Here is an 18,903-nt window from a genome sequence, read left to right as displayed (position 1 = left end):
CGGCTCAGCTCCCGTCCGGGCGGCCGGCGGACTCGGTCCGGCGGATCTCGATGCGGTCCTCGCCGGAGCCGAAGACGGCCACCACGGTCGAATGCTCCAGCGCCGCCCTGACAAGGGGCAGGTCCCGGGCGTCCCGGCGGACCGTGGGCGAGGAGACCACGTAGTCGATGTCCCGCCAGCCGCGCGGCACGGTCGCGGTGACGGCGGGGTCGAGGTCCGCCTTGTAGAACCAGATGGCACCGAGCCCCGGTTCGAAGCCGTGGTGGACCGCGTCCAGCCAGAGCGCGTCGTCCAGCAGGACCCGGGTGTGCGCCGGGTCGGCGACCTCGCGGCCGAGCCAGGCGGCCGCCTGCCGGTAGGGGGCGTTGGCGTCGGCCGTGAGCGCGGTGCGGTTGCCCTCGTACCAGCGCGGCAGGACGTACACGGCGGCCGCGACGGCGAGCATGCCGACCAGCGCCCGGCGCCCGTACGTGAGCACCCGGCGCTCCCCGGCCGCCCGGCGGCGGCGCAGCACCGCGTGGGTGACGCTCGCCGCGCCCCCGGCCAGGACCAGCGCGAGGAACGGCAGCGCCTGGATGACGTACATCGCGGGCAGGTAGCCGTCGGGCCGCAGTGCGACGGCCGCGAGGATGGCGGCGGCCAGGGCCGGGCCCGCCAGCGCGCGGGCGGTGGCGGACACGGGGGTCCCCCCTGCTCGGGCGGGGCCGAGGGCTCGGGGGAGGAGGGCGGCGAGCAGCAGCAGGGCCCCGGCCAGCCCGCCGAGCGGCAGGACGGTGTCGTAGTAGAGCCAGGAGCGCAGGACGCCGTTCGAGCCGGAGCCGGGGGTGAGGAGGAAGCCGGAGCCCGGGCGGCTCATCTGGTAGGTGATGCCGTCGAGGAGCGAGACGTGTCCGGGACCGGGCAGCAGCTCGTTGTTGAGGAGCGCGTACAGCGGGTACGACAGGCCGATCAGGGCGCAGGCGGTGACGGCGCCGGTGACGGCGAACTTGCGGGTGTCGGGGTGGCTGTGCCGCCACATCGTCACCAGCAGCGCCGGGAGCACCACCAGCATCGTCTCCTTGGTCAGGACGGCGGTCGCGGCCGCCAGTCCGGACGCGAAGTGGTGCCACAGGTGCCGACGGGGGGACGCGGCCAGGCAGAAGGCCAGCAGCATCCACGTCACGGCGAGGTTGTCGAGGAATATCTCCCGCTGGAGCACGACGGACAGCGGCGAGAGCCCGAAGAGGGCCATCGCCAGGCCGGCGGCCCAGCGCGGCAGCCGCAGGCGGCGGGCGAGGACGTAGAGGAGCACGGAGCTCGCGGCGGAGACGGCGACCATCGACAGGCGCATCGGCGCCACGGTCATCCCCTCGGGCACGAGGAGGGACGGCAGCCAGGTCAGGGCGGCGATCTGGATCCAGCCGAGCGGTGGATGGTCGTACCAGTACGTGTAGTGGGCGAGGCCCTCGCCCTGTTGGACGGCCCACGCCTGGGCGAGGTACGTGCCCTCGTCGTCGCTCAGGGCGGGGAAGTTGGTGATGTTCCAGCCCTGGACGAGGACGATCACGAGGAGCAGGGCCCCGCAGAGCAGCAGGTCGGGGCGGGAGGAGCGGAACCGCACCAGCGGGCCGGCCGGGCCGGCCGACGCGGCCGGGGCGGAAGGCCGGACTCCGGGGCCGGCGTCGGGGCGCGGCCCGGCGGGGGCCGGGGCGGTCCCGGTGGCGGCGGTGGCCGTGACCGCCGCCGCGGCCTCGGCCGTGGTGGCCTCGGGTTGGGGATCAGTGGCCGTGGGCAGGGTGGCGGTCACCGGTGGCTGTCCTCTCGGATCGCGGCGGACGCGGTGGAGGCGGCGGGGGCGGCGGGGGCGGCGGGGGCGGCGGGGGCGATGGGGGAGTCGGCAAGGGCGGTGGAGTCGGCGAGGTGGGCGCCGGTGTGGCGGGTCAGCTCCCACTCGGTGCGGCCTCGCTGCTCGCGCCAGACCGCGCGGAGCGCGGCGCCCGCCAGCATGACCTGGTAGAAGGGGCCGCCCGCGATCAGCTTCAGGTAGTGCACGAAGCGCACGCGCAGCCCGTACTGGCGGCCGAAGTCGTGCAGGCCGACGATCTCGAAGACGAAGGTCACCAGCGCCGTGATCAGCGGCAGGAAGGTGATGATCGCGACGCCGACGGGGACGTCCAGGAAGAGTGCGACGGCGGTGTTGACCGGGATGATCACCCCGGAGGCCGCCTGCATGAACGGGGTCATCAGCGTGTAGCGGGCCAGCCAGCGCTGGCCGCGGCCGGGCAGTTGCCGCCAGTCCCGCTTCCGGTAGACCTGGAGGAAGCCCTGGTTCCAGCGGGTGCGCTGTTTGAGGAGGCTGACCAGCGAGCCCGGGGTCTCCTCGCGGGTGACCATGTCGGAGTCGTAGGCGACGACCACCTTCTTGCCGGCCGACGACAGCCGTACGCCCAGGTCGCAGTCCTCGGCCAGGCAGTTCTGGTCCCAGCCGCCGGCCTCGCGCAGGACGTCGGTGCGGACGAAGACGGTGTTCCCGCCGAGCGGGATGAAGCCCTTCTCGGCGTGCAGGTGCAGCCGGGAGCGGAACCAGAAGAAGTACTCCAGGCAGTTGCGCAGGCTGTACCAGCTGGAGTGGAAGTTGATCAGCTGGACGCCGCCCTGGACCACGTCGGCGCCGGTGGTGCGGAAGGCGTGGTCGACGTGGGCGAGGAGCTCGGGATGGACCTGGTCCTCGGCGTCGAAGACCCCGACGACGTCGCCCCGGCAGTGCGGGAGGGCCGTGTTGAGGGCCTTGGGCTTGTTCTTGGTCTCGTGGTGGTCGACGACGACGCGGACGCGGTCGGGCGCCCGGGCGGCGGCCGCCTCGGCGACCGCGGTGGTCTCGGGGTCGTCGTGGCCGACGATGACGATGATCTCGTAGTCGGTGTGGCTCGACTCGAGCAGCCGCTCGACGGTGTGCCGGAGGACGGCCTGTTCGTGGCGGGCCGGCAGCAGGAGCGAGAAGGCCAGCCGGCCCTCGCCGTCGGGCCGGTCGAAGCGGGTGGAGGCCAGCGTCTCGGGCGTGCGCCAGGCGTGCATCTGCCACCACAGCGTGAACGCGGCCATCCAGAACAGGGCAATGGAAATTGCCGATATGAACACAGAGGTGTACAAGCTGTCCCCCCACAGACATGCCGCATCCCCCAGCGGCATCGAAAACCCCCGAGGGGCTCAGGGCAGGCCCCCCGGCCCGCCCGGCCCCGCTGTCCCCCTCCGGCGCACCCCCCAGTGCGCGGTCTCGGCTCTGCTACCCCCGGTTACATCCGAAGCCATGAGAGTAGGCAGCGAACACGACACTCGGCCGCTCGCCGGATGAAAACCGGGTTACCGAACTGGCGTTCAAGGAAACGGAGTTGACGGTACTCCGTCAGATTCACGGACGAACCGTACCCAACTGCTCCCCCAGCTCGACCGGATCCGTCGTAGGCCGCGCGCAGACGAAATGCCGGCAGACGTAGGCCGTGGGGCGGTCGTGTACGAGAGTGCGCTCCGCCAACAGGGGGAACTCACCTCCGCTCCCGTCCGCAGCCTGCGGCATCCCGGCCGCCACCACGGCCCCGGGAGCCGTCCCCAGCAACGCGGTCCGGTGCAGCGCGGCCCGCGCCGGATCGTCGGGATGGCCCACCACGGCCACCTCGCGCGGACCGTCCAGCAGCGCCTCGGTGACCGCCAGCCCGTGGCCGATGAAGCGCGGGACGCGCGGGCCCAGCGCGTGCACCACGCCGAGCGCCCGCTCGGCGGCCGTGCGGTGCGCCTGGGAACCGGTGTGCGCGGCGTACGACAGCAGGGCGCCGGCGGCGGCCGTCCAGCCGGACGGGGCCGCCGTGTCGGTGGGGTCCTGGGGGCGCCGGATCAGCCGCTCGGCGTCGTGCGCGGTGTCGTAGAGGCTGCCGTCCTCGGCGGTGAACAGGTCCAGCACCAGGTCGAGGAGGATCCCCGCGAACTCCAGCCACACCCCCTCGCCGGTCACGGCCGCCAGCGCGAGGAAGCCCTCGGCGACGTCCCCGTAGTCCTCCAGCACCCCGGCGTTGCCGCCGGCCCGCCCGTCCTTGCTGGTGCGGGCGAGGCGCGGGGCCCGGCCGGCCGACGCCTCGAAGTGGACCCGCACCAGCAGGTCGGCGGCCTCGGTGGCCCGCTCGACCAGGTCCGGCCGGTCGAAGTACGCGCCGCACTCGGCGAGGGCGGCGACGGCCAGGCCGTTCCACGCCGCGACGACCTTGTCGTCCCGGCCGGGCGCCGGCCGCCCGGAGCGCGCCGCGAGCAGCCGCTCCCGGATGCCGGCGACCCGCGCGGCGTCCACGACCGGCCCGTCCTGCGGCAGTTGCAGCACCGACGTGCCGTGCTCGAAGGTCCCCTCGTCCGTCACCCCGAAGTACGCCGCCGCCAGCGCCCCGTCCTCCGCGCCGAGCACCTCCGCCAACCGGGCGGGCGTCCAGGCGTAGTACGCCCCCTCCGCCGGCTTGCCGGTGGCCGGGTCCTCGCTGTCGGCGTCGAGCGCCGAGGCGAACCCGCCCTCGGGGGTGCGCAGTTCCCGGACCATGAAGTCGGCGGTCTCCAGCGCGATCCGCCGCGCCAGGTCGGACCCGGTGGCCCGCCACAGGTGCGCGTACACCCGGCACAGCAGGGCGTTGTCGTACAGCATCTTCTCGAAGTGCGGGACCACCCAGTCCCGGTCCACGGAGTAGCGTGCGAAACCGCCGCCGAGCTGGTCGTAGATGCCGCCGCGGGCCATTGCCTCGCAGGTGTCGGCGGCCATCTGCAGCGCCCCCTCGGCGCCGGTGCGGGCGTGGTGGCGCAGCAGGAACTCCAGCACCATCGACGGCGGGAACTTCGGCGCGCCGCCGAACCCGCCGCGCACGGCGTCGTACTCGCGGGTCAGCCCGAGCAGCGCCTGCGCCTGCTCCTCCGGGCCGGAGGCGCCGGCCCGGCCGTAGTCCAGCTGCCGGCCCGCCAGGTCCCGCACGATCCGCTGCGCGACGTCGGCGACCTCCTCGCGCCGCCCCGCCCAGGCCGTCCGCACCCCCTCCAGCACCTGCATGAAGGAGGGGATGCCGTGCCGGGCCCCGGGCGGGAAGTAGGTGCCGAAGTAGAAGGGCTCGGCCTCGGATGTCATGAACACGGACATCGGCCAGCCGCCCTGCCCGGTGGCGGCCTGCACGGCCTCCATGTAGACGGCGTCGACGTCGGGCCGCTCCTCCCGGTCCACTTTGATGTTGACGAAGTGCTCGTTCATATAGGCGGCCGTCGGCTCGTCCTCGAAGGACTCGTGCGCCATCACATGGCACCAATGGCAGCTGGAGTATCCGACGCTCAGGAAGACGGGCACATTGCGCCGCCTGGCCTCCTCGAACGCCCCAGGCTCCCAGGGCCACCAATCCACCGGATTGTCGGCGTGCTGAAGCAGGTACGGTGACTGGGAATTGGCCAGGCGATTCATATCCGCATCGTCGCACGGCGGGAACCGCCCGGCCAGCACCCAACCCGGGAGCGCCGGAGCACATGCCTGCACACAGCGCGTAATCAGGGACCGCAGGGACCCGGTCGGCTCCCCTCAGATCGACAGGTCGGGATCGTAGAGGTAGTCCTGTTCGATCTTTCGCAGCTGCTGATAGTCGGCGACAACCTGAGCGGGATCGTCGGACATGAGGAATACGAACCCCGGCTGTGTGGCGATATCGACCGTCCGGGAAATCGGCTTCCTTTCCGGATACCTCATGACGGTGAAGACGTGGGACGGTAGGGCGCGAATGGCGGCCATCGCCTCGCGGGACGGGACGACGCCGTGTTCCCTCGGATTGATGAGATGCACGAAGCGATGGTGTTCCAGAATCCGGTATGCGGTGGTGGGCAGGCGGTCGAACTCGTCCGGTTTCGCCACGGACAGAGCGAGGAGCTCCACCTGGTTGGTGCCGTAACAGCGTGTGTTGATGTCAAGAACCTGGCCACCGCCCATGCGTGCGGCACTCTCGACGAGCACCGGTCCCCTGGAGGTCAGCATGACCTCGGTATGACCGGCCGCGTTGTGCACCTCCAGGGCGTCCAGCACCTGGTGGGTGTAGGACTCCAGCTCCTTGGCAACCGGATCGTCCGGTGACAGCGGCTCGTTGTAGTCGTTGATGATGCGGCCGCCGGGGATGCGAACTTTGTAATATCGGCAAATCTCAACCGTGTGATGCCCGCCGCCACGGCTGACGGTATTGACGAAGTATTCGTCCCCTTCCAGAAACTCCTGCGCGAGCACCGTTGTGTTGGGCATCCCATGACGATCGGTGCTGTTCATGATTTTCTCGTGGACAGCACGAACCTGCTCCGGGGACGAACATGCCACGACGTTGTCCGTGCTGGAGCTGGCGACCGGTTTCACGATGACTGGATAGCCCACCGTCTCCTCGACCCACGCGATCATCTCGTCGACATCGCTCGAGACCATGCTGGCCGCGTGTGCCAGGCCTGCATCGCGCAACGCCAGCACCATCTCGTACTTGTTGCGGCGGGCGGTCGGCCGGGTCATCCCGTTGCCGGGAGTGCCGAGTTCGGCGGAGAGTTGGTCGGCCAGTTCGACACCCGCCTCCTGGCCGGCGATCACATGGCTGACCTCATGCTCGCGCAGTACGGACGCCATGGCCGCCACGTCGCCGTCGTGGCGAATGTCGTAGACAAAACCCTCAGGGTCGCGCGACAGGATGACGTCGGGGTTGGGCGACCGAACATGCACGCACTCGATGCCGTACTGCTCCAGTACGGCCGGCAGGAGGCTCCCTGTCGAGTAGGCGTCGACAATCGCCACGCGATTCGTTCGCGTATCGAGGCTTGTCGGCATCGTCTACCGCTTCCCTTCTGAGTTGGGCTGGTCCCTGAGAGGTGGATCTGGGTGGTACCGGTGACTGCATCGGCGAGTCCGCTGGACGGCATTGCCCGCGCCGCCTTGGACGAGGTTGTCGAGAGCGCCGATGGTAATCAGGCGTCCGGTGTCCTCGTCGAGGGCGTAGCCGGCGTCGCAGTAGTGGGATCCCAGGCGGATCTCCGGGTCGGGATGGCGGAAGATGCCGCCCTGGTGGGCGACGACGCGGACGAAGGGCACGCCGGCGCGCAGGGTGGCGTGGGAGACGGTCTCGACCGCTCGGAGGTCGAGGCGTCGTGGAGGCGGAACTCGCACCAGAGAACCTCCGCAGTGAGAATGCAACCTACGAACCCACCCGCACTCCGCGCGTCCGCGACAGGCTCATCCCCGCGATCCATCCGGCTTACGTGAGAATGGATCAGGTATGCGCAAGGATTACTCGATGCGTTGACCCACCGCCTCCTCAACTACCGATCTGGTTGAGGTGATACGAACCCCTCCCGTGCCACTCTTGACGTCGGTCTGGATGCACATCCGGTCCTGGAGGGAGTTACGTAAGATGGCACGCGAGCACGCACTCACCGAGAGATACCTGGAGCGGTTCGGGCGCGTCATGCGTCCGGTCCAGGAGAGCGAATTCCTACGCCTGTTCACCGGAGGGAATCACGCCCTTCGTCCGGTGTTCCTCGCCGCGGACGAGATCCGGCAGCTGACCCGGGACCTGGAAGTGCTGCGCGGAGCGCTCTACAGCCTGCCGAGCCGGCTCTTCGGCGGCGACATCGCCTCCTTCGCCCGTGCGAACGGAATGGAGAAGTCGCAGATACGCGCCATCGAACGCTCGGCCACCGCTGCGGCCGGCTCGCCGACCACCATGGGGCGGGCGGATCTCTACCTGGATCGATCGGGTTTCCGGGTCATGGAGTTCAACCTGGGCAGCACGGTCGGGTTCGAGGGCGGCGATTCGTGCCGCGGCCTTCTCGCGGACTCCGAGTTCAGCCGGTTCGTCGCCGAGGAAGAGCTCAGTTACGTCGACACGGTGGCGGAGCAGATTCGTACCATCCGACACGAGACGGGCCTTGCGCCCGACGCCCGACCCATCGTCGCGCTGACCGAATGGCCCAGCAACTACGAGGAGATGGAGGGCTATCTCAACGTTCTCGTCAAGGTGTGGGCGGAGCGCGGCCTGGAGGCGTACCCGTGTCACGTCGCGCAGTTGGAGCGGCGCGGCGGAAGGCTCTGGCTCGGGGAGCGCCCGGTCGACGTCGTCTACCGCCAGTTCATGATCGAGGACCTGCTCGACGACGACACCGACGCGCTCCTTGAGCCTCTGCTGGGCGCGCTGGAGGCTGGCGAGGTCCGCATGTTCACCTCGATCGAGTCGGAACTGTACGGCAGCAAAGCCGCGCTGGCGATGCTCTCCGACCGCAGGAACCGCCATCTGTTCTCGGACGAGGAACGGGATGTCATCGACCGGCTCCTGCCCTGGACGTCCTCAGTGACCTCGGGAAACGTCACTCTGGAGGACGGCACCGAAACCCCGCTGCTGGATCACGCGGTGGCCCATCAGCACGAACTCATCCTCAAGCCCATGCTGTTGCACGGCGGCCAGGGAGTCGTCCCCGGCTGGGCCTCGGAGATCACTCCTGAGAAATGGCGAAAGCTGCTCCACGACGCCCTCGACGGCCCGTACGTGGTGCAACGGCGCGTCCACCCGGAACCCGAGCTCTTCCCCGATTCCGACGGCGGATTGCACCCCTGGATCGTCAATTGGGGCGTCCTTCTGATGGCGTCCGGGTACGGCGGACTTCTGACCCGCTGCGCCCCCGAAGACGGCGACATCAAGGTACTCAATCTCGGCCGCGGAGCACTTCTCGGATCCGGATTCCACTCCGATCCGGGTAAACACCGTGCGCAGTAACACCGAAGCGCTTTACCTGCCATGCGCCCTGGCGGATGAACTTGTCGCGGACGTACCCGGCGCCGGACTGGCCGTAGCTTCCCTCTGACGCGGCAGACGGCCTTTCGGAAGGAGTCCGCACCATGACCCATGACGCCCTGGAGAACAGTCGGCCGATTCGGCGTTCCCTGTCACGACGTGGGAGGCCATCGCAGGGCGGACTGAGCACGGCAGCCATGGCGGCAGGCATCGCACGGCTCCGTCTCCGCCGCCTCATCCGTCGGAGTCGACCGAATCGATCGGCTTGATTCCCTCTTCCGTCCCTTTTCCGAGCCGGTCGCCGCATTGACCATCCGAGTGAGGATCACGATGAGTCCTACTGAAGTGTTCGACCCCGATGTCCTCACCCTGCCGCTGTACGACGACGCCCACCGCGCGCTCGCCGACGAGATCGGGCAGTGGTGCGCGGCCCGGGCAGAGGCGTGGGCGACGCTGGACACCACCGATCCGGCCGCCGTCGGACGGTCGCTGCTCACCGAGCTCGGCCGGTCGGGCTGGCTGCGTCACCTCGACCCTGACCAGCCGGACTCCGACCTGAGGTCCCTGTGCCTGAGGCGCCAAGCCCTGGCCTATCACGAGGACTTGGCCGATTTCGCGTACTCGATCCAGGAGCTCACCGCCGCCGCGATAGCCCGCCACGGCACGGATGAGCAGCGCCGCCGCGAACTGCCGGGCCTGGCCGACGGAACCCGTGCGGGGGCCCTGGCCCTCTCCGAGCCCGGCGCGGGCTCTGACCTGACTGCCGCGGTGCTGGAGGCGACCCCCGACGGGGACGGGTTCGTCCTCAACGGGACCAAGACCTGGATCGCGCAGGGCGACATTGCCGATGTGTGCGTCGTCCTCGCCCGCACAGGCGATGGCCCGGGACCGCTGGGCCTGACCACCTTCGTGGTCGACGGCAACGCCCCCGGCCTCAAGGCCGAGCCCATCGGCGCGATCGCGCCCCGCTCCTGGGCCGAACTGACCTTCACCGAAGTCCGCGTGGGCCCCGAGGCCGTGCTCGGCGAGCGCGGCCAGGGACTCGTGGTCGCGCTCGACATCCTCGAACGGGCCCGCGCGACCGTGGCCGCCGCCGCGCTCGGCTTCGCCCGGCGCTCTTTCCGGCTCGCCCGCGACCATGCCCGTACCCGCAAGGCGTACGGCAGCCGACTCGCCGATCTCCAGCTCGTCAGGTCCTCGCTCGCGCAGATGGACGTCAAGCTCTCGGCCGCCGCGCTGCTGACCGCCCGCGCCGCATGGGCCATGGACCTCGACCACGATCACGCCAAGCACTCCTCCACGGCAAAGCTCTACGCCACCGAGGCCGCAGGCGAGATCGTCGACAGTGCCGTCCAGATCTTCGGTGCCGCCGGGCTCGTCGCGGGCAGCCCGATGGAGCGGCTCTACCGCCAGATCCGGTCCCTCCGGATCTACGAAGGGTCCTCCGAAGTCATCGAGATGACGATCGCCGACGCCCTGTGAAGGACGGCCGGGACGGGCCGCCGTCGAACTCGCCGAGCGCCCGAAATATCGACGCCTTCGTCCGCGGCACGCGCCTCCACAGGGGTGGAAGGCGGTGTGGAAGTGCGTGTACGACACCGCCGCCCGAGAACGACAGCACTGATCCCGGCCTACGGCCAGACACCGATGGCGCCTCGCCAAGGCGTCGTGAAACGTGCCAAAGACCTGCACCTCCACAGGAAGGACCTTACGTGGGACCCGTACAGAAGCCGATGACGGCGTCCGGTGCCGCCGAGCAGGCCAGTCACCTCCGGCTCGTCGGTATCGGCGCAGGACCAGCCAACCTGAGTCTGGCCGCGCTGCTGCACGGCGATTCGGGGCAGCCGAACCTCTTCTTCGACCGCAAGCCGAGGTTCACCTGGCATGACGACCAGATGATCAACGGCGCGACCCTCCAGGTGTCGATCTTCAAGGACCTGGTGAGCCTCTCCGACCCGACCAACCGGTTCTCGTTCCTGTCGTATCTGCACGAGCACGGTCGGATCTACCACTTCCTCAACGCCCAGTTCGCCGAGGTGCCGCGCACCGAGTTCCGCAACTACCTGGCCTGGGCGGCCGAGAAGAACGAGAACGTGGTCTTCTCCGAGACCGTCGAACGGGTCGACTTCGACGGCGTCTTCCGCGTCACCACCGATCGCCGTCAGGTCACCGCCGACAACATCGCCGTGGGCGTCGGCACCGTACCGTGGGTGCCCGAGTTCGCCGTCCCGTACCTGGGCGCGGGCCAGTTTCACGTCAGTCAGTATCTGAACCACGCGCAGAACCTGTCCGGCAAGCGGGTGGCCGTCGTCGGCGGCGGCCAGTCCGGGGCCGAGTCCTTCCTCGACCTCATCTCGCGGCCCGAGTCCGAGCGTCCAGCCTGGGTCTCCTGGGTCTCCAGGCGCCGCAACTACTTCCCGATCGACGACTCGACCTTCACCAACGACTTCTACATGCCGGAGTACTCCGAGTACTTCTACCGGCTGTCGGAGTCCAAGCGCGCCGAGCTCAACTCGGCCCACCTGCTGAGCTCGGACGGAATCTCCGAGTCGACCCTCCGGGCGATCTACCAGCAGCTGTACCGGCTCCAGTTCATCGAGCGGGACGAGCACCGCTTCGGGCTGCTGCCCAACCGTACCGTCGTGTCCGCCGACCGCACGGCCGCCGGAACGTTCGAGGTGGCGCTGCGTCACAACGACGAGTCCGGCCAGAGCCAGTGCCTTGCGGTCGACGCGGTGGTGTGGGCGAGCGGCTTCCGCCCCGCACCCAAGAAGTTCCTGGATCCCCTGATGGACCGTATCGAGTCCGAGAACGGCGAGGTCCGCGTCGACGAGGACTTCGCGATCTCCTGGGACGGCCCGCCGGACCGGAAGATCTTCGTGCAAAACGCGGTACGCGGCCAGCGCGGTCTGCCCGACGTGAACCTGAGCCTGAACGCCTGGCGGGCCCAGCGCATCGCCAACCGCCTGCGCGGCTGCAGCTCCCCCGAACTGGCGACGTCGTTCATCGACTGGTCGGCCAAGAGCGGACGGGGCACGCAGTGGACCGCGTAGACCTCGCCATCGTCGGCGGCGGAGTCATCGGCGCGCTCATCGCCCGCGAAGCGGTCGCGGCGTTCCCCGGCGCGACCGTCGCCGTCCTGGAACGCGGCCTGATCGGCCAGGGCGCCTCGAGCCGCTCGGCCGGGGTCCACTTCCCGCGCGGTGCGACCGAACGCGTCCGGTCCATGTCCGAGCACTCCGAGCGGGTCTGGGAGCGCCTGAGCGCCGAACTCGGCCTCCCTATCCGCACGTTGGATGCGACGGTCGTCACGGCCGGCGACGCCGACGCGCTCTCCACCACGTACCTGCGACTCGGTGATGAGACCGCCCCGGCCGATCTGGTGCGCGGCTGGGCGGCCCCGCCGGGCGCACGGGCGTGGAACCTGGACGGGTGCCACTATGCCGACGTCCAGGCAGTCGCCGGGCGCGTGCTGGCCGAGCTGCGCGACCGGGTGACCGTTCTGGAGGGATGCGAGGTCACGGAACTCTCCTCCGACGGCGAGTACCACCGCCTCACTCTCGGCTCGGGGCAGGAGTTGCTCGCCCGCCGGGTCGTCCTGGCCCCCGGTCCGTGGATCGCGCACCCCGCCTGGGCCGACCTGGTCGCTCCTCTCGGACTGCGCGTCAAGAAGGTCGTCGCCGCCCATCTCGAATCGGCTCCCGGGCCCCGCGATCCGCTCACGGTCTTCCACGACGAGGACGCCTTCCTGCTGCCGCTCCACGAGCGCGGCCACTACCTGTTCAGCTACACCTGCGACCGGTGGGACGTCGCCCCCGACGACGTCGGCCTGGTCCTGGAGCCGTCCGACCTCGACGACGCCCGGGCCGTCCTGGGCCGCTTCGCACCCGGCCTGGTGGCCCGGTGCACCTCGGGCCGGGTGTTCTGCGACGCGTACAGCCCCCACCGCGAGCCCGTTGTCGCCGAGCTGCTGCCCGGCCTGGTCTTCGCCGGAGCCGCGAACGGCGCCGGCTACCGCCTGGCCCCGGCCATCGCCGCCGAGACCGTTGCCGCCCTGGATCTCACACCGACCGGGGCCGTCTCCCAGCCAATACAGAGGCAGTCATGATCCTCAACCAGTACAGCGAATCCGAACTGTCCGAAGCCTTCGGCATCGAGATGTCCTCGGTCGAGGGGCTCGGGGTAGGTGCCGGCTGGGGCCGTGTCGCTCCCGGTGCCGCCTCGCGCACCGACCGGCACGACGAGACCGAGTTCTTCGTCATCGTCGCCGGCACGGGTGAGTTGACCGTCGACGGCCGCAGCTACCCGGCCCGATCCGGCACCGTGGTGCTGTTCGAGCCGTTCGAGTCGCACATCATCGCCAACACCGGTGAGACGGACCTGGTCTTCTTCACCCAGTACTGGCGCGACTCGGCCCGCACCCGAGCCTCGGCGTCGTCGCGCGTCCGCGCGAACCACACCGACCGTCCCCAGTTCGTCTTCTCCACACCACCGACCCCCAACGGCGACCTTCATCTCGGCCACCTCTCCGGCCCCTACCTCGGCGCCGACGTCTACGTCCGCTACCAGCGGCTCATCGGCAACCAGGCATGGCACCTGACCGGCAGTGACGACTTCCAGAGCTACGTCACGGCCGTCGCCGCCCGCGAGGACTCCACGAACGCCGAGGTCGCCGCGCACTTCTCGGCCGAGATCGCCGCGACGCTCAAGGCGATGGACATCAGCGTCGACGAGTACTACTGCACGAGCGTGGAGGACGGCTACCGCGAGGGCCTGCAGCGCTACTTCACCCGGCTCGTCGACTCCGGGCAGGTCAGCCCCAAGGCGACGCCCGCGCTGCTCGACGCCGAAACCGGCGACTACCTGTACGAGGTCAACGTCGGTGGCACCTGCCCCAGTTGCTCGCACAGCGCGGGCGGCAACATCTGCGAGGAGTGCGGCGAGCCCAACCTCGTCGCCGACCTCGTCGATCCGAGCTCACGCCTGAGCAGTGCCGCGCCGAAGACCTCCGAAGTCGAGCGCTACACCCTGCCGTTGCACGAGTTCGCCGACACGGTCGCCGACCACCACAAGCTGGGCCGGGTCCCGGTCCGGCTGCGCGAACTGGCCGATCGGGTCTTCGCCCGCAAGACGCTCGACCTGCCGGTCTCGCACCCCTCCGACTGGGGCGTGCGGCCCGCCGAGGGCGACCTGGACGGACAGGTCATTTGGGTCTGGCCGGAGATGAGCCACGGCTTCCTGCACGGCATCGAGCAACTCGGTGCCGGGATGGGGCAGCAGTGGTCGAAGGAGGCGCCTTCCAAGGACTGGAAGATCGTCCACTTCTTCGGGTACGACAACAGCTTCTACCACGCGATTCTCTACCCGGTCCTGTACGCACTCGCCCACCCCGAGTGGAACCCGGACATCGACTACCACGTCAACGAGTTCTACCTGCTGGAGGGCCAGAAGTTCTCCACCAGCCGACGACACGCGATCTGGGGCAAGGAGATCCTCACGCCCGACACCGTCGACGCGGTGCGCTATTACCTCTCCCGTACCCGGCCCGAGGGCGAGCGCACCGACTTCCGCCGCGCCGAGTTCGACCGCGCCTGCGCGGACACCCTCGTCGGTGAGTGGCAGGAGTGGCTCACCGGCCTCGGCGAGCGCGTTGAGAAGCACTTCGACGGCCTCGCCCCCGACGCGGGCACCTGGACGACTGAGCACACCGCGTTCCTGGCCCGCCTGTCGATACGGCTCGACGAGGTCACGGCCGGCCTCAACCCGGAGGGTTTCTCGCTGACGGCTGCTGCGGCCGCACTCGACGGCATCGTCACCGACGTCCGCGCCTTCTCCCGCCAGCAGTCGGCCCTCGCGCACGACGGCCGGTGGAGCTCCGAGGCCCGTACCGCCCTCGCACTCGAACTGGCCGCGGCCCGCCTGCTCGCCACCGCGTCGGCGCCGCTGATGCCGCGCTTCTCCGCCAAGCTCGCCACCGCCCTCGGCATCCCGGCGATCGACACCTGGCCCGACACGGCCGACCTGGTCGAGCCCGGTAGCCGCTGCACCCTCGCGGGCACCCGCTTCTTCGGCACCGGCGAGCAGCGATGACCGTATCGATCATCAACCGCATCATCGCCGAGCGGCCTACGCACGACGGCTCCCTCACCGTCACCGGACTCGGCCACCGCACCACCGTGCCGCTGGCCGAGTTCCACGACCGGGCCAGGGCCGTCGCCGCGGCGCTGAGCCGCCGGGGCATCGGCGGGGGCGACCGGATCGGCATCCTCTCGGCCAACCGGCTCGAATGGGTACTGCTCGACGTCGCCGCACTCATGCTCGGGGCGCAGACCGCGGGGTTCGAGCCCGGCAAGTTCAGCCCCGACGCCGAACTGGTCGAGCGCTACGGTCTCGACGCCCTCTACACCGACGTCCGGCTGCCCGACGACGCTCCCTCCCAGGTCCTGCCGATCTCGGCCGTCGCCGACTACGCCGAGGAGGACGCCGACGGGTTCGAGCCGGAGCAGTGGGCCGCGACGCAGTGCACGACCGTCAAATTCACGTCCGGATCCACCGGTGTTCCCAAGGGACTCGAGGCCACCGTCGGCAGCATCGACTCCTCGCTGCACGCCGTCCAGAGCCTGTTCGAGCACAAGCCGGGCGACGACATCCTGACGTTCCTGCCGCTCTCGCTCCTCCAGCAGCGCTACTGGCTGTACTCGGCGCTGCACTGGGGCCACGACATCACGATCACGACGTACCAGTCCGTCTTCGCCGTGCTGCCGACCGTCCGTCCCACCGTCGTCATGGGCGTCCCCGCCTTCTTCGACACGGCCAAGCGGCACATCGAGGGCGTCATCGCCGGCGGCGTCGAACCGGCCAAGGCCGCCGCCGAGCTCTTCGGCGACCGCATCCGCTATCTGTGGACGGGCTCGGCCCCCGCCGACCCGGCGACGCTCAGGTTCTACGACGAGGCCGGCCTCGCGATCTTCGAGGGCTACGGCCTCAACGAGACCTGCATCACCACCAAGAACCACCCCGGCGCCCACCGCGAGGGCAGCGTCGGCCGGGTGCTGCCCGGCAAAGAGATCATCATCGACGATGAGGGCGTGGTCTGCGTCCGCAGCGACCACCCGGTCAACACCGGGTACACGTACGCCGCATCGGGCGACAGCGAGTCCGTGTTCCGGCCGGGCGGCATCGTGCGCACCGGGGATCTCGGCCGCCTCGACGAGGACGGGTTCCTCTACATCCTCGGCCGCAGCGACGACGTCATCGTCCTCGACAACGCCAAGAAGATCATCGTCAGGCCGATCGAGACACGGTTCCGCGACACCGGCGCGGTGGCCGAATGCGTCATCTACTGCCCGAGCCAGGCCGGACTGGTCGCCGTCGTCTCGCCCCACCCGGGACCGGTCGACACGGCCGTGATCGACGAGGCCCTCGCCGCGGTCAACGCCGCGTCGGAGCGCGACGAGCGGATCATCCGCGTGATCGTCGCCGACGAGCCGTTCACCGTCGAGGGCGGGCTCCTCACATCGCAGTTCAAACCGATCCGCAAACGCATCGCGGACCGCTACCGAGACCGGATCGACAACCCGAAGGCAGGCATCCATGCCCACTGACCTCGACACCCTGGCCCGCGAAAAGCTCTCCCAGGTGCTGCGCGACCACCCGGACCCCGCAGGCCTCGACCTCGACGAGGACCTCGTGGAGACGTACGGGATCACCTCGCTCAACAAGGTGCTGTTCCTGACCTCCCTGTGCAAGGCCGCCGAAGTCGGTCTCGGCAACTTCACCGAGGACGACCTCGCCGGGATGCGCACCCTCGGCAATGTCGTCGACGCCCTCCGCCCCCACGCTCCCCTGAAGGCATGAGTTCCTTGACCCACAATGCCTGGAGCCGGCACGCCTCCGCGCTCCTCGAAAACGAGCACGTCGAACTCCACCCGATCTCGGAGGAAGACCGTGGACCCCTGCGCAAGATCGCATTCGACGACCGGATCTGGACGTACTTCGTTTCCCGTGTCGAGAGCGACGCTGATTTTGACCAGTTTTTTGACGCCATGCTCGCTGACCAGGCCAGCGGCAAGCGCGCGGTCTACATCATCGTCGACAAGAGCACAGGACAGGTCGCCGGCAGCTCCAGCTACGGCAACCTGAGCGAAGCCGACGGGCGACTGGAGATCGGCTGGTCCTGGCTCGGCGTCTACTTCCAGGGCAAGGGCATCAACCGCTGGGCCAAGTACCTGCTGCTCCGGCACGCCTTCGACGTCCTGGGCGCCGAGCGCGTCGAGTTCAAGACCGACGTCCTCAACCTCCAGGCCCGCGCCGGACTGCGCAAGATCGGTGCGTACGAGGAAGGCGTCATGCGCAGTTTCAACCCGATGCCCGAGGGACGCAGGCGCGACGCGATCTACTACTCGGTGCTCCGCGCCGAATGGCCCTCGGTCGAGGACCAGCTCGGCCGCGTCGGCAGGGCGGTCAACCCGTGCGCGTGACCGACGCGCCGCTTCTGGAGCTGTCCGGCTCGCCGCATGCCCGTGGCCTCACCCACGGGCAGGCGCTGGCCGGGCGGCTCCGCGGCTTCCTCGACGACTCGCTCGCGCGACTCGGCCACCTCACAGACCGGGCGGTCGACCTCGACGCGCTGCGGCCCGACATTGCGGCCCACCGTGCGGTGATCGCCGAAGTGCTGCCGGACCTGGCCACCGAGATCGACGGCCTTGCCGCCGGCGCCGGAATCGACCGCGACGCGGCCTGGCTGCTGCAACTGCGCCGCGAGCTGATCGGCTACAGCCGGGTCACCGCCGGGGACTGCACCACGTACGCCTCGGCCGGTGCCGCGCCAGTGCTCGCCCAGACGGTCGACCTGAACGGCAACCTCGACGACCAGATCGCCGTGCTGTCGGTCACCGGGCCGCGCCACCGCTCCCTGGTGCTCAGCTTCGCCGGTCTCCTCGGCTACCTCGGTGTCAACGACGCCGGGATCGCCGTGGGCATCAACCTCGTCCTCGGCGGCGACTGGCAGCCGGGCGTGCCCCCTTACCTGGCGATCCGGCACGTCCTCGACACCGCCGACACCGTCGAGCAGGCCGTCGAGACCCTCCGGGAGATGCCGCTGGCCAGCTCGCGGGCGTTCATGATCTGCGGTGTGGACCGGGCGGTGTGCGTCGAGGCGAAGGGCGCGCAGCGACGCCTCCTCGCAGGCGACGAACTGGCGCACACGAACCACTTCCTGGACGCCGAGCTCGCCGAGCAGGACGAGATCAACATCTTCGCCAAGAACTCCTCCAGGCGGCGCCTTCAGACGGTCCTTGATGCGGGCATCCCGAAGGCCGGCGACACCGAGGGCCATCACCGGCTCCTCGCGACGCCGCCGATCCTGGTGCCGGACAACGGCGACATCCGGCGCGAGCGCACCGTCGCGGCCGTGATCCTGCGCCCGGACTTGGGGGAAATGCGGCTGTGGCCGGGCGACCCGTCCGCTGTGCCGGAGCAAGTGCATTCCCTGCACTACTGAGGTTGAACTCGTAATGTCGTGCTGACCGTCAGGCGGGCCTGGCGGTCAGGCCGGTCTCGGCGAGGCAGCCGTCCATGAGGTGGCTGCGGTACTGGATGTGTCGTAGACCGCGTGGGCCGCCGAGCTGCTGATGTGCGGCGATCAGCAGGTCCCGGTAGTCGCGCCAGGAGAAGCTCTTGCGTCCGTCGCGCCGGCCGTCGTCCCGGCGCGGCCGGTAGATGAGCCGGGACCGGTGACCGGGTTTGTAGCAGGTCAGCGCTATGGGTGATGTCCGCGCAGCTGCCTGGCCTGGCCGGGCTGCAGAACAGCACCCGCCCGTTCCGGTCGGTGAGGACCATGGTCTTGACGGCGTTCTGCTTGTTCTTCCCGGAGATGAACGTGTCCCGGTCCTTGCGTCCGGTGGCCGGCCGGCGAACCCGGATCTCGGTGCCGTCGATGATGCCAGCCTGCCCACTGGCGCCGAGGTGGTCGATGACCCTCGGCCAGTGTTCGGAGCCGGATGCCGGGGCTGATCGTGCAGCCCCGCTCGGCGAGCAAGGGCCGCATCTCGCCGATGGCCCGGCTTCGCACCGGCGCCCTCAGCACGCTTCCGCGGCCGAGATGCCGGCT

The 18,903-nt window shown here is 69.8% G+C and carries 15 protein-coding genes; 9 read left to right on the top strand and 6 right to left on the bottom strand.

What is annotated here, in order from left to right; translation table 11 throughout:
• Positions 1 to 4: 4 nt before the first annotated feature.
• The 5 genes from AC068A_RS03780 to AC068A_RS03760 form a co-directional block, all read right to left on the bottom strand.
• Positions 5 to 1,786, bottom strand: coding sequence for an ArnT family glycosyltransferase (locus AC068A_RS03780; RefSeq protein WP_478580229.1), 1,782 nt, complete (start codon positions 1,784 to 1,786; stop codon positions 5 to 7).
• On the bottom strand, positions 1,783 to 3,129 hold the full coding sequence (locus tag AC068A_RS03775; RefSeq protein WP_478580228.1) for a glycosyltransferase: 1,347 nt from the start codon (positions 3,127 to 3,129) through the stop codon (positions 1,783 to 1,785). Before AC068A_RS03775 ends, AC068A_RS03780 begins: the two co-directional genes overlap by 4 nt.
• 259 nt (positions 3,130 to 3,388) lie before the next feature.
• Positions 3,389 to 5,452: a thioredoxin domain-containing protein gene (locus AC068A_RS03770; protein WP_478580226.1), complete on the bottom strand. Its 2,064-nt coding sequence runs from the start codon at positions 5,450 to 5,452 to the stop codon at positions 3,389 to 3,391.
• Positions 5,453 to 5,566: 114 nt separating this feature from the next.
• Positions 5,567 to 6,802, bottom strand: coding sequence for an ATP-grasp domain-containing protein (locus AC068A_RS03765; RefSeq protein ID WP_478580223.1), 1,236 nt, complete (start codon positions 6,800 to 6,802; stop codon positions 5,567 to 5,569).
• A gap of 36 nt (positions 6,803 to 6,838) precedes the next feature.
• Positions 6,839 to 7,171, bottom strand: a complete 333-nt coding sequence (locus AC068A_RS03760) for a hypothetical protein (RefSeq protein WP_478580220.1) — start codon at positions 7,169 to 7,171, stop codon at positions 6,839 to 6,841.
• A 244-nt stretch (positions 7,172 to 7,415) separates the two neighbouring features.
• On the opposite strand from AC068A_RS03760, the gene AC068A_RS03755 reads away from it, so the two are divergent.
• From AC068A_RS03755 to AC068A_RS03715, 9 genes are all read left to right on the top strand, one after another.
• Positions 7,416 to 8,774 (top strand): hypothetical protein, encoded by a 1,359-nt coding sequence (locus tag AC068A_RS03755; protein ID WP_478580219.1) that lies wholly within the window; start codon positions 7,416 to 7,418, stop codon positions 8,772 to 8,774.
• Between the two features lie 348 nt (positions 8,775 to 9,122).
• Positions 9,123 to 10,274 carry an acyl-CoA dehydrogenase family protein gene (locus AC068A_RS03750; RefSeq protein WP_478580216.1) on the top strand — a complete coding sequence of 384 codons (1,152 nt, stop codon included), beginning with the start codon at positions 9,123 to 9,125 and terminating at the stop codon, positions 10,272 to 10,274.
• A gap of 251 nt (positions 10,275 to 10,525) precedes the next feature.
• Positions 10,526 to 11,845, top strand: coding sequence for a lysine N(6)-hydroxylase/L-ornithine N(5)-oxygenase family protein (locus tag AC068A_RS03745; protein ID WP_478580852.1), 1,320 nt, complete (start codon positions 10,526 to 10,528; stop codon positions 11,843 to 11,845).
• Positions 11,833 to 12,900, top strand: coding sequence for an NAD(P)/FAD-dependent oxidoreductase (locus AC068A_RS03740; protein ID WP_478580213.1), 1,068 nt, complete (start codon positions 11,833 to 11,835; stop codon positions 12,898 to 12,900). Before AC068A_RS03745 ends, AC068A_RS03740 begins: the two co-directional genes overlap by 13 nt.
• A complete protein-coding gene (locus tag AC068A_RS03735; RefSeq protein ID WP_478580210.1) occupies positions 12,897 to 14,882 on the top strand; it encodes a class I tRNA ligase family protein in 1,986 nt (661 codons plus the stop codon). The genes AC068A_RS03740 and AC068A_RS03735 overlap by 4 nt, the downstream gene beginning before the upstream one ends.
• On the top strand, positions 14,879 to 16,396 hold the full coding sequence (locus AC068A_RS03730) for an AMP-binding protein (RefSeq protein ID WP_478580207.1): 1,518 nt from the start codon (positions 14,879 to 14,881) through the stop codon (positions 16,394 to 16,396). The genes AC068A_RS03735 and AC068A_RS03730 overlap by 4 nt, the downstream gene beginning before the upstream one ends.
• On the top strand, positions 16,386 to 16,649 hold the full coding sequence (locus AC068A_RS03725) for an acyl carrier protein (protein WP_478580204.1): 264 nt from the start codon (positions 16,386 to 16,388) through the stop codon (positions 16,647 to 16,649). The genes AC068A_RS03730 and AC068A_RS03725 overlap by 11 nt, the downstream gene beginning before the upstream one ends.
• Positions 16,646 to 17,272: a GNAT family N-acetyltransferase gene (locus AC068A_RS03720; protein WP_478580201.1), complete on the top strand. Its 627-nt coding sequence runs from the start codon at positions 16,646 to 16,648 to the stop codon at positions 17,270 to 17,272. Before AC068A_RS03725 ends, AC068A_RS03720 begins: the two co-directional genes overlap by 4 nt.
• Positions 17,269 to 18,294, top strand: coding sequence for a C45 family autoproteolytic acyltransferase/hydolase (locus tag AC068A_RS03715; protein ID WP_478580198.1), 1,026 nt, complete (start codon positions 17,269 to 17,271; stop codon positions 18,292 to 18,294). Before AC068A_RS03720 ends, AC068A_RS03715 begins: the two co-directional genes overlap by 4 nt.
• Here the strand turns inward: AC068A_RS03715 and AC068A_RS03710 are convergent.
• The gene (locus AC068A_RS03710) at positions 18,288 to 18,716 is read right to left on the bottom strand and encodes a transposase family protein (RefSeq protein WP_478580849.1); all 429 of its coding nucleotides are present in this window, start codon (positions 18,714 to 18,716) and stop codon (positions 18,288 to 18,290) included. The genes AC068A_RS03715 and AC068A_RS03710 overlap by 7 nt on opposite strands.
• Positions 18,717 to 18,903: the final 187 nt, after the last annotated feature.

This window comes from Streptomyces sp. NPDC043854 (genome assembly GCF_056436005.1).
This window is presented reverse-complemented; position numbering and strand designations above follow the sequence as displayed.

Coding starts and splice junctions, on each gene's coding strand:
- AC068A_RS03770 (WP_478580226.1), bottom strand. CDS start 5,452: ATGAATCGCCTGGCCAATTCCCAGTCACCGTACCTGCTTCAGCACGCC.
- AC068A_RS03725 (WP_478580204.1), top strand. CDS start 16,386: ATGCCCACTGACCTCGACACCCTGGCCCGCGAAAAGCTCTCCCAGGTG.
- AC068A_RS03745 (WP_478580852.1), top strand. CDS start 10,526: ATGACGGCGTCCGGTGCCGCCGAGCAGGCCAGTCACCTCCGGCTCGTC.
- AC068A_RS03735 (WP_478580210.1), top strand. CDS start 12,897: ATGATCCTCAACCAGTACAGCGAATCCGAACTGTCCGAAGCCTTCGGC.
- AC068A_RS03750 (WP_478580216.1), top strand. CDS start 9,123: ATGAGTCCTACTGAAGTGTTCGACCCCGATGTCCTCACCCTGCCGCTG.
- AC068A_RS03720 (WP_478580201.1), top strand. CDS start 16,646: ATGAGTTCCTTGACCCACAATGCCTGGAGCCGGCACGCCTCCGCGCTC.
- AC068A_RS03755 (WP_478580219.1), top strand. CDS start 7,416: ATGGCACGCGAGCACGCACTCACCGAGAGATACCTGGAGCGGTTCGGG.
- AC068A_RS03730 (WP_478580207.1), top strand. CDS start 14,879: ATGACCGTATCGATCATCAACCGCATCATCGCCGAGCGGCCTACGCAC.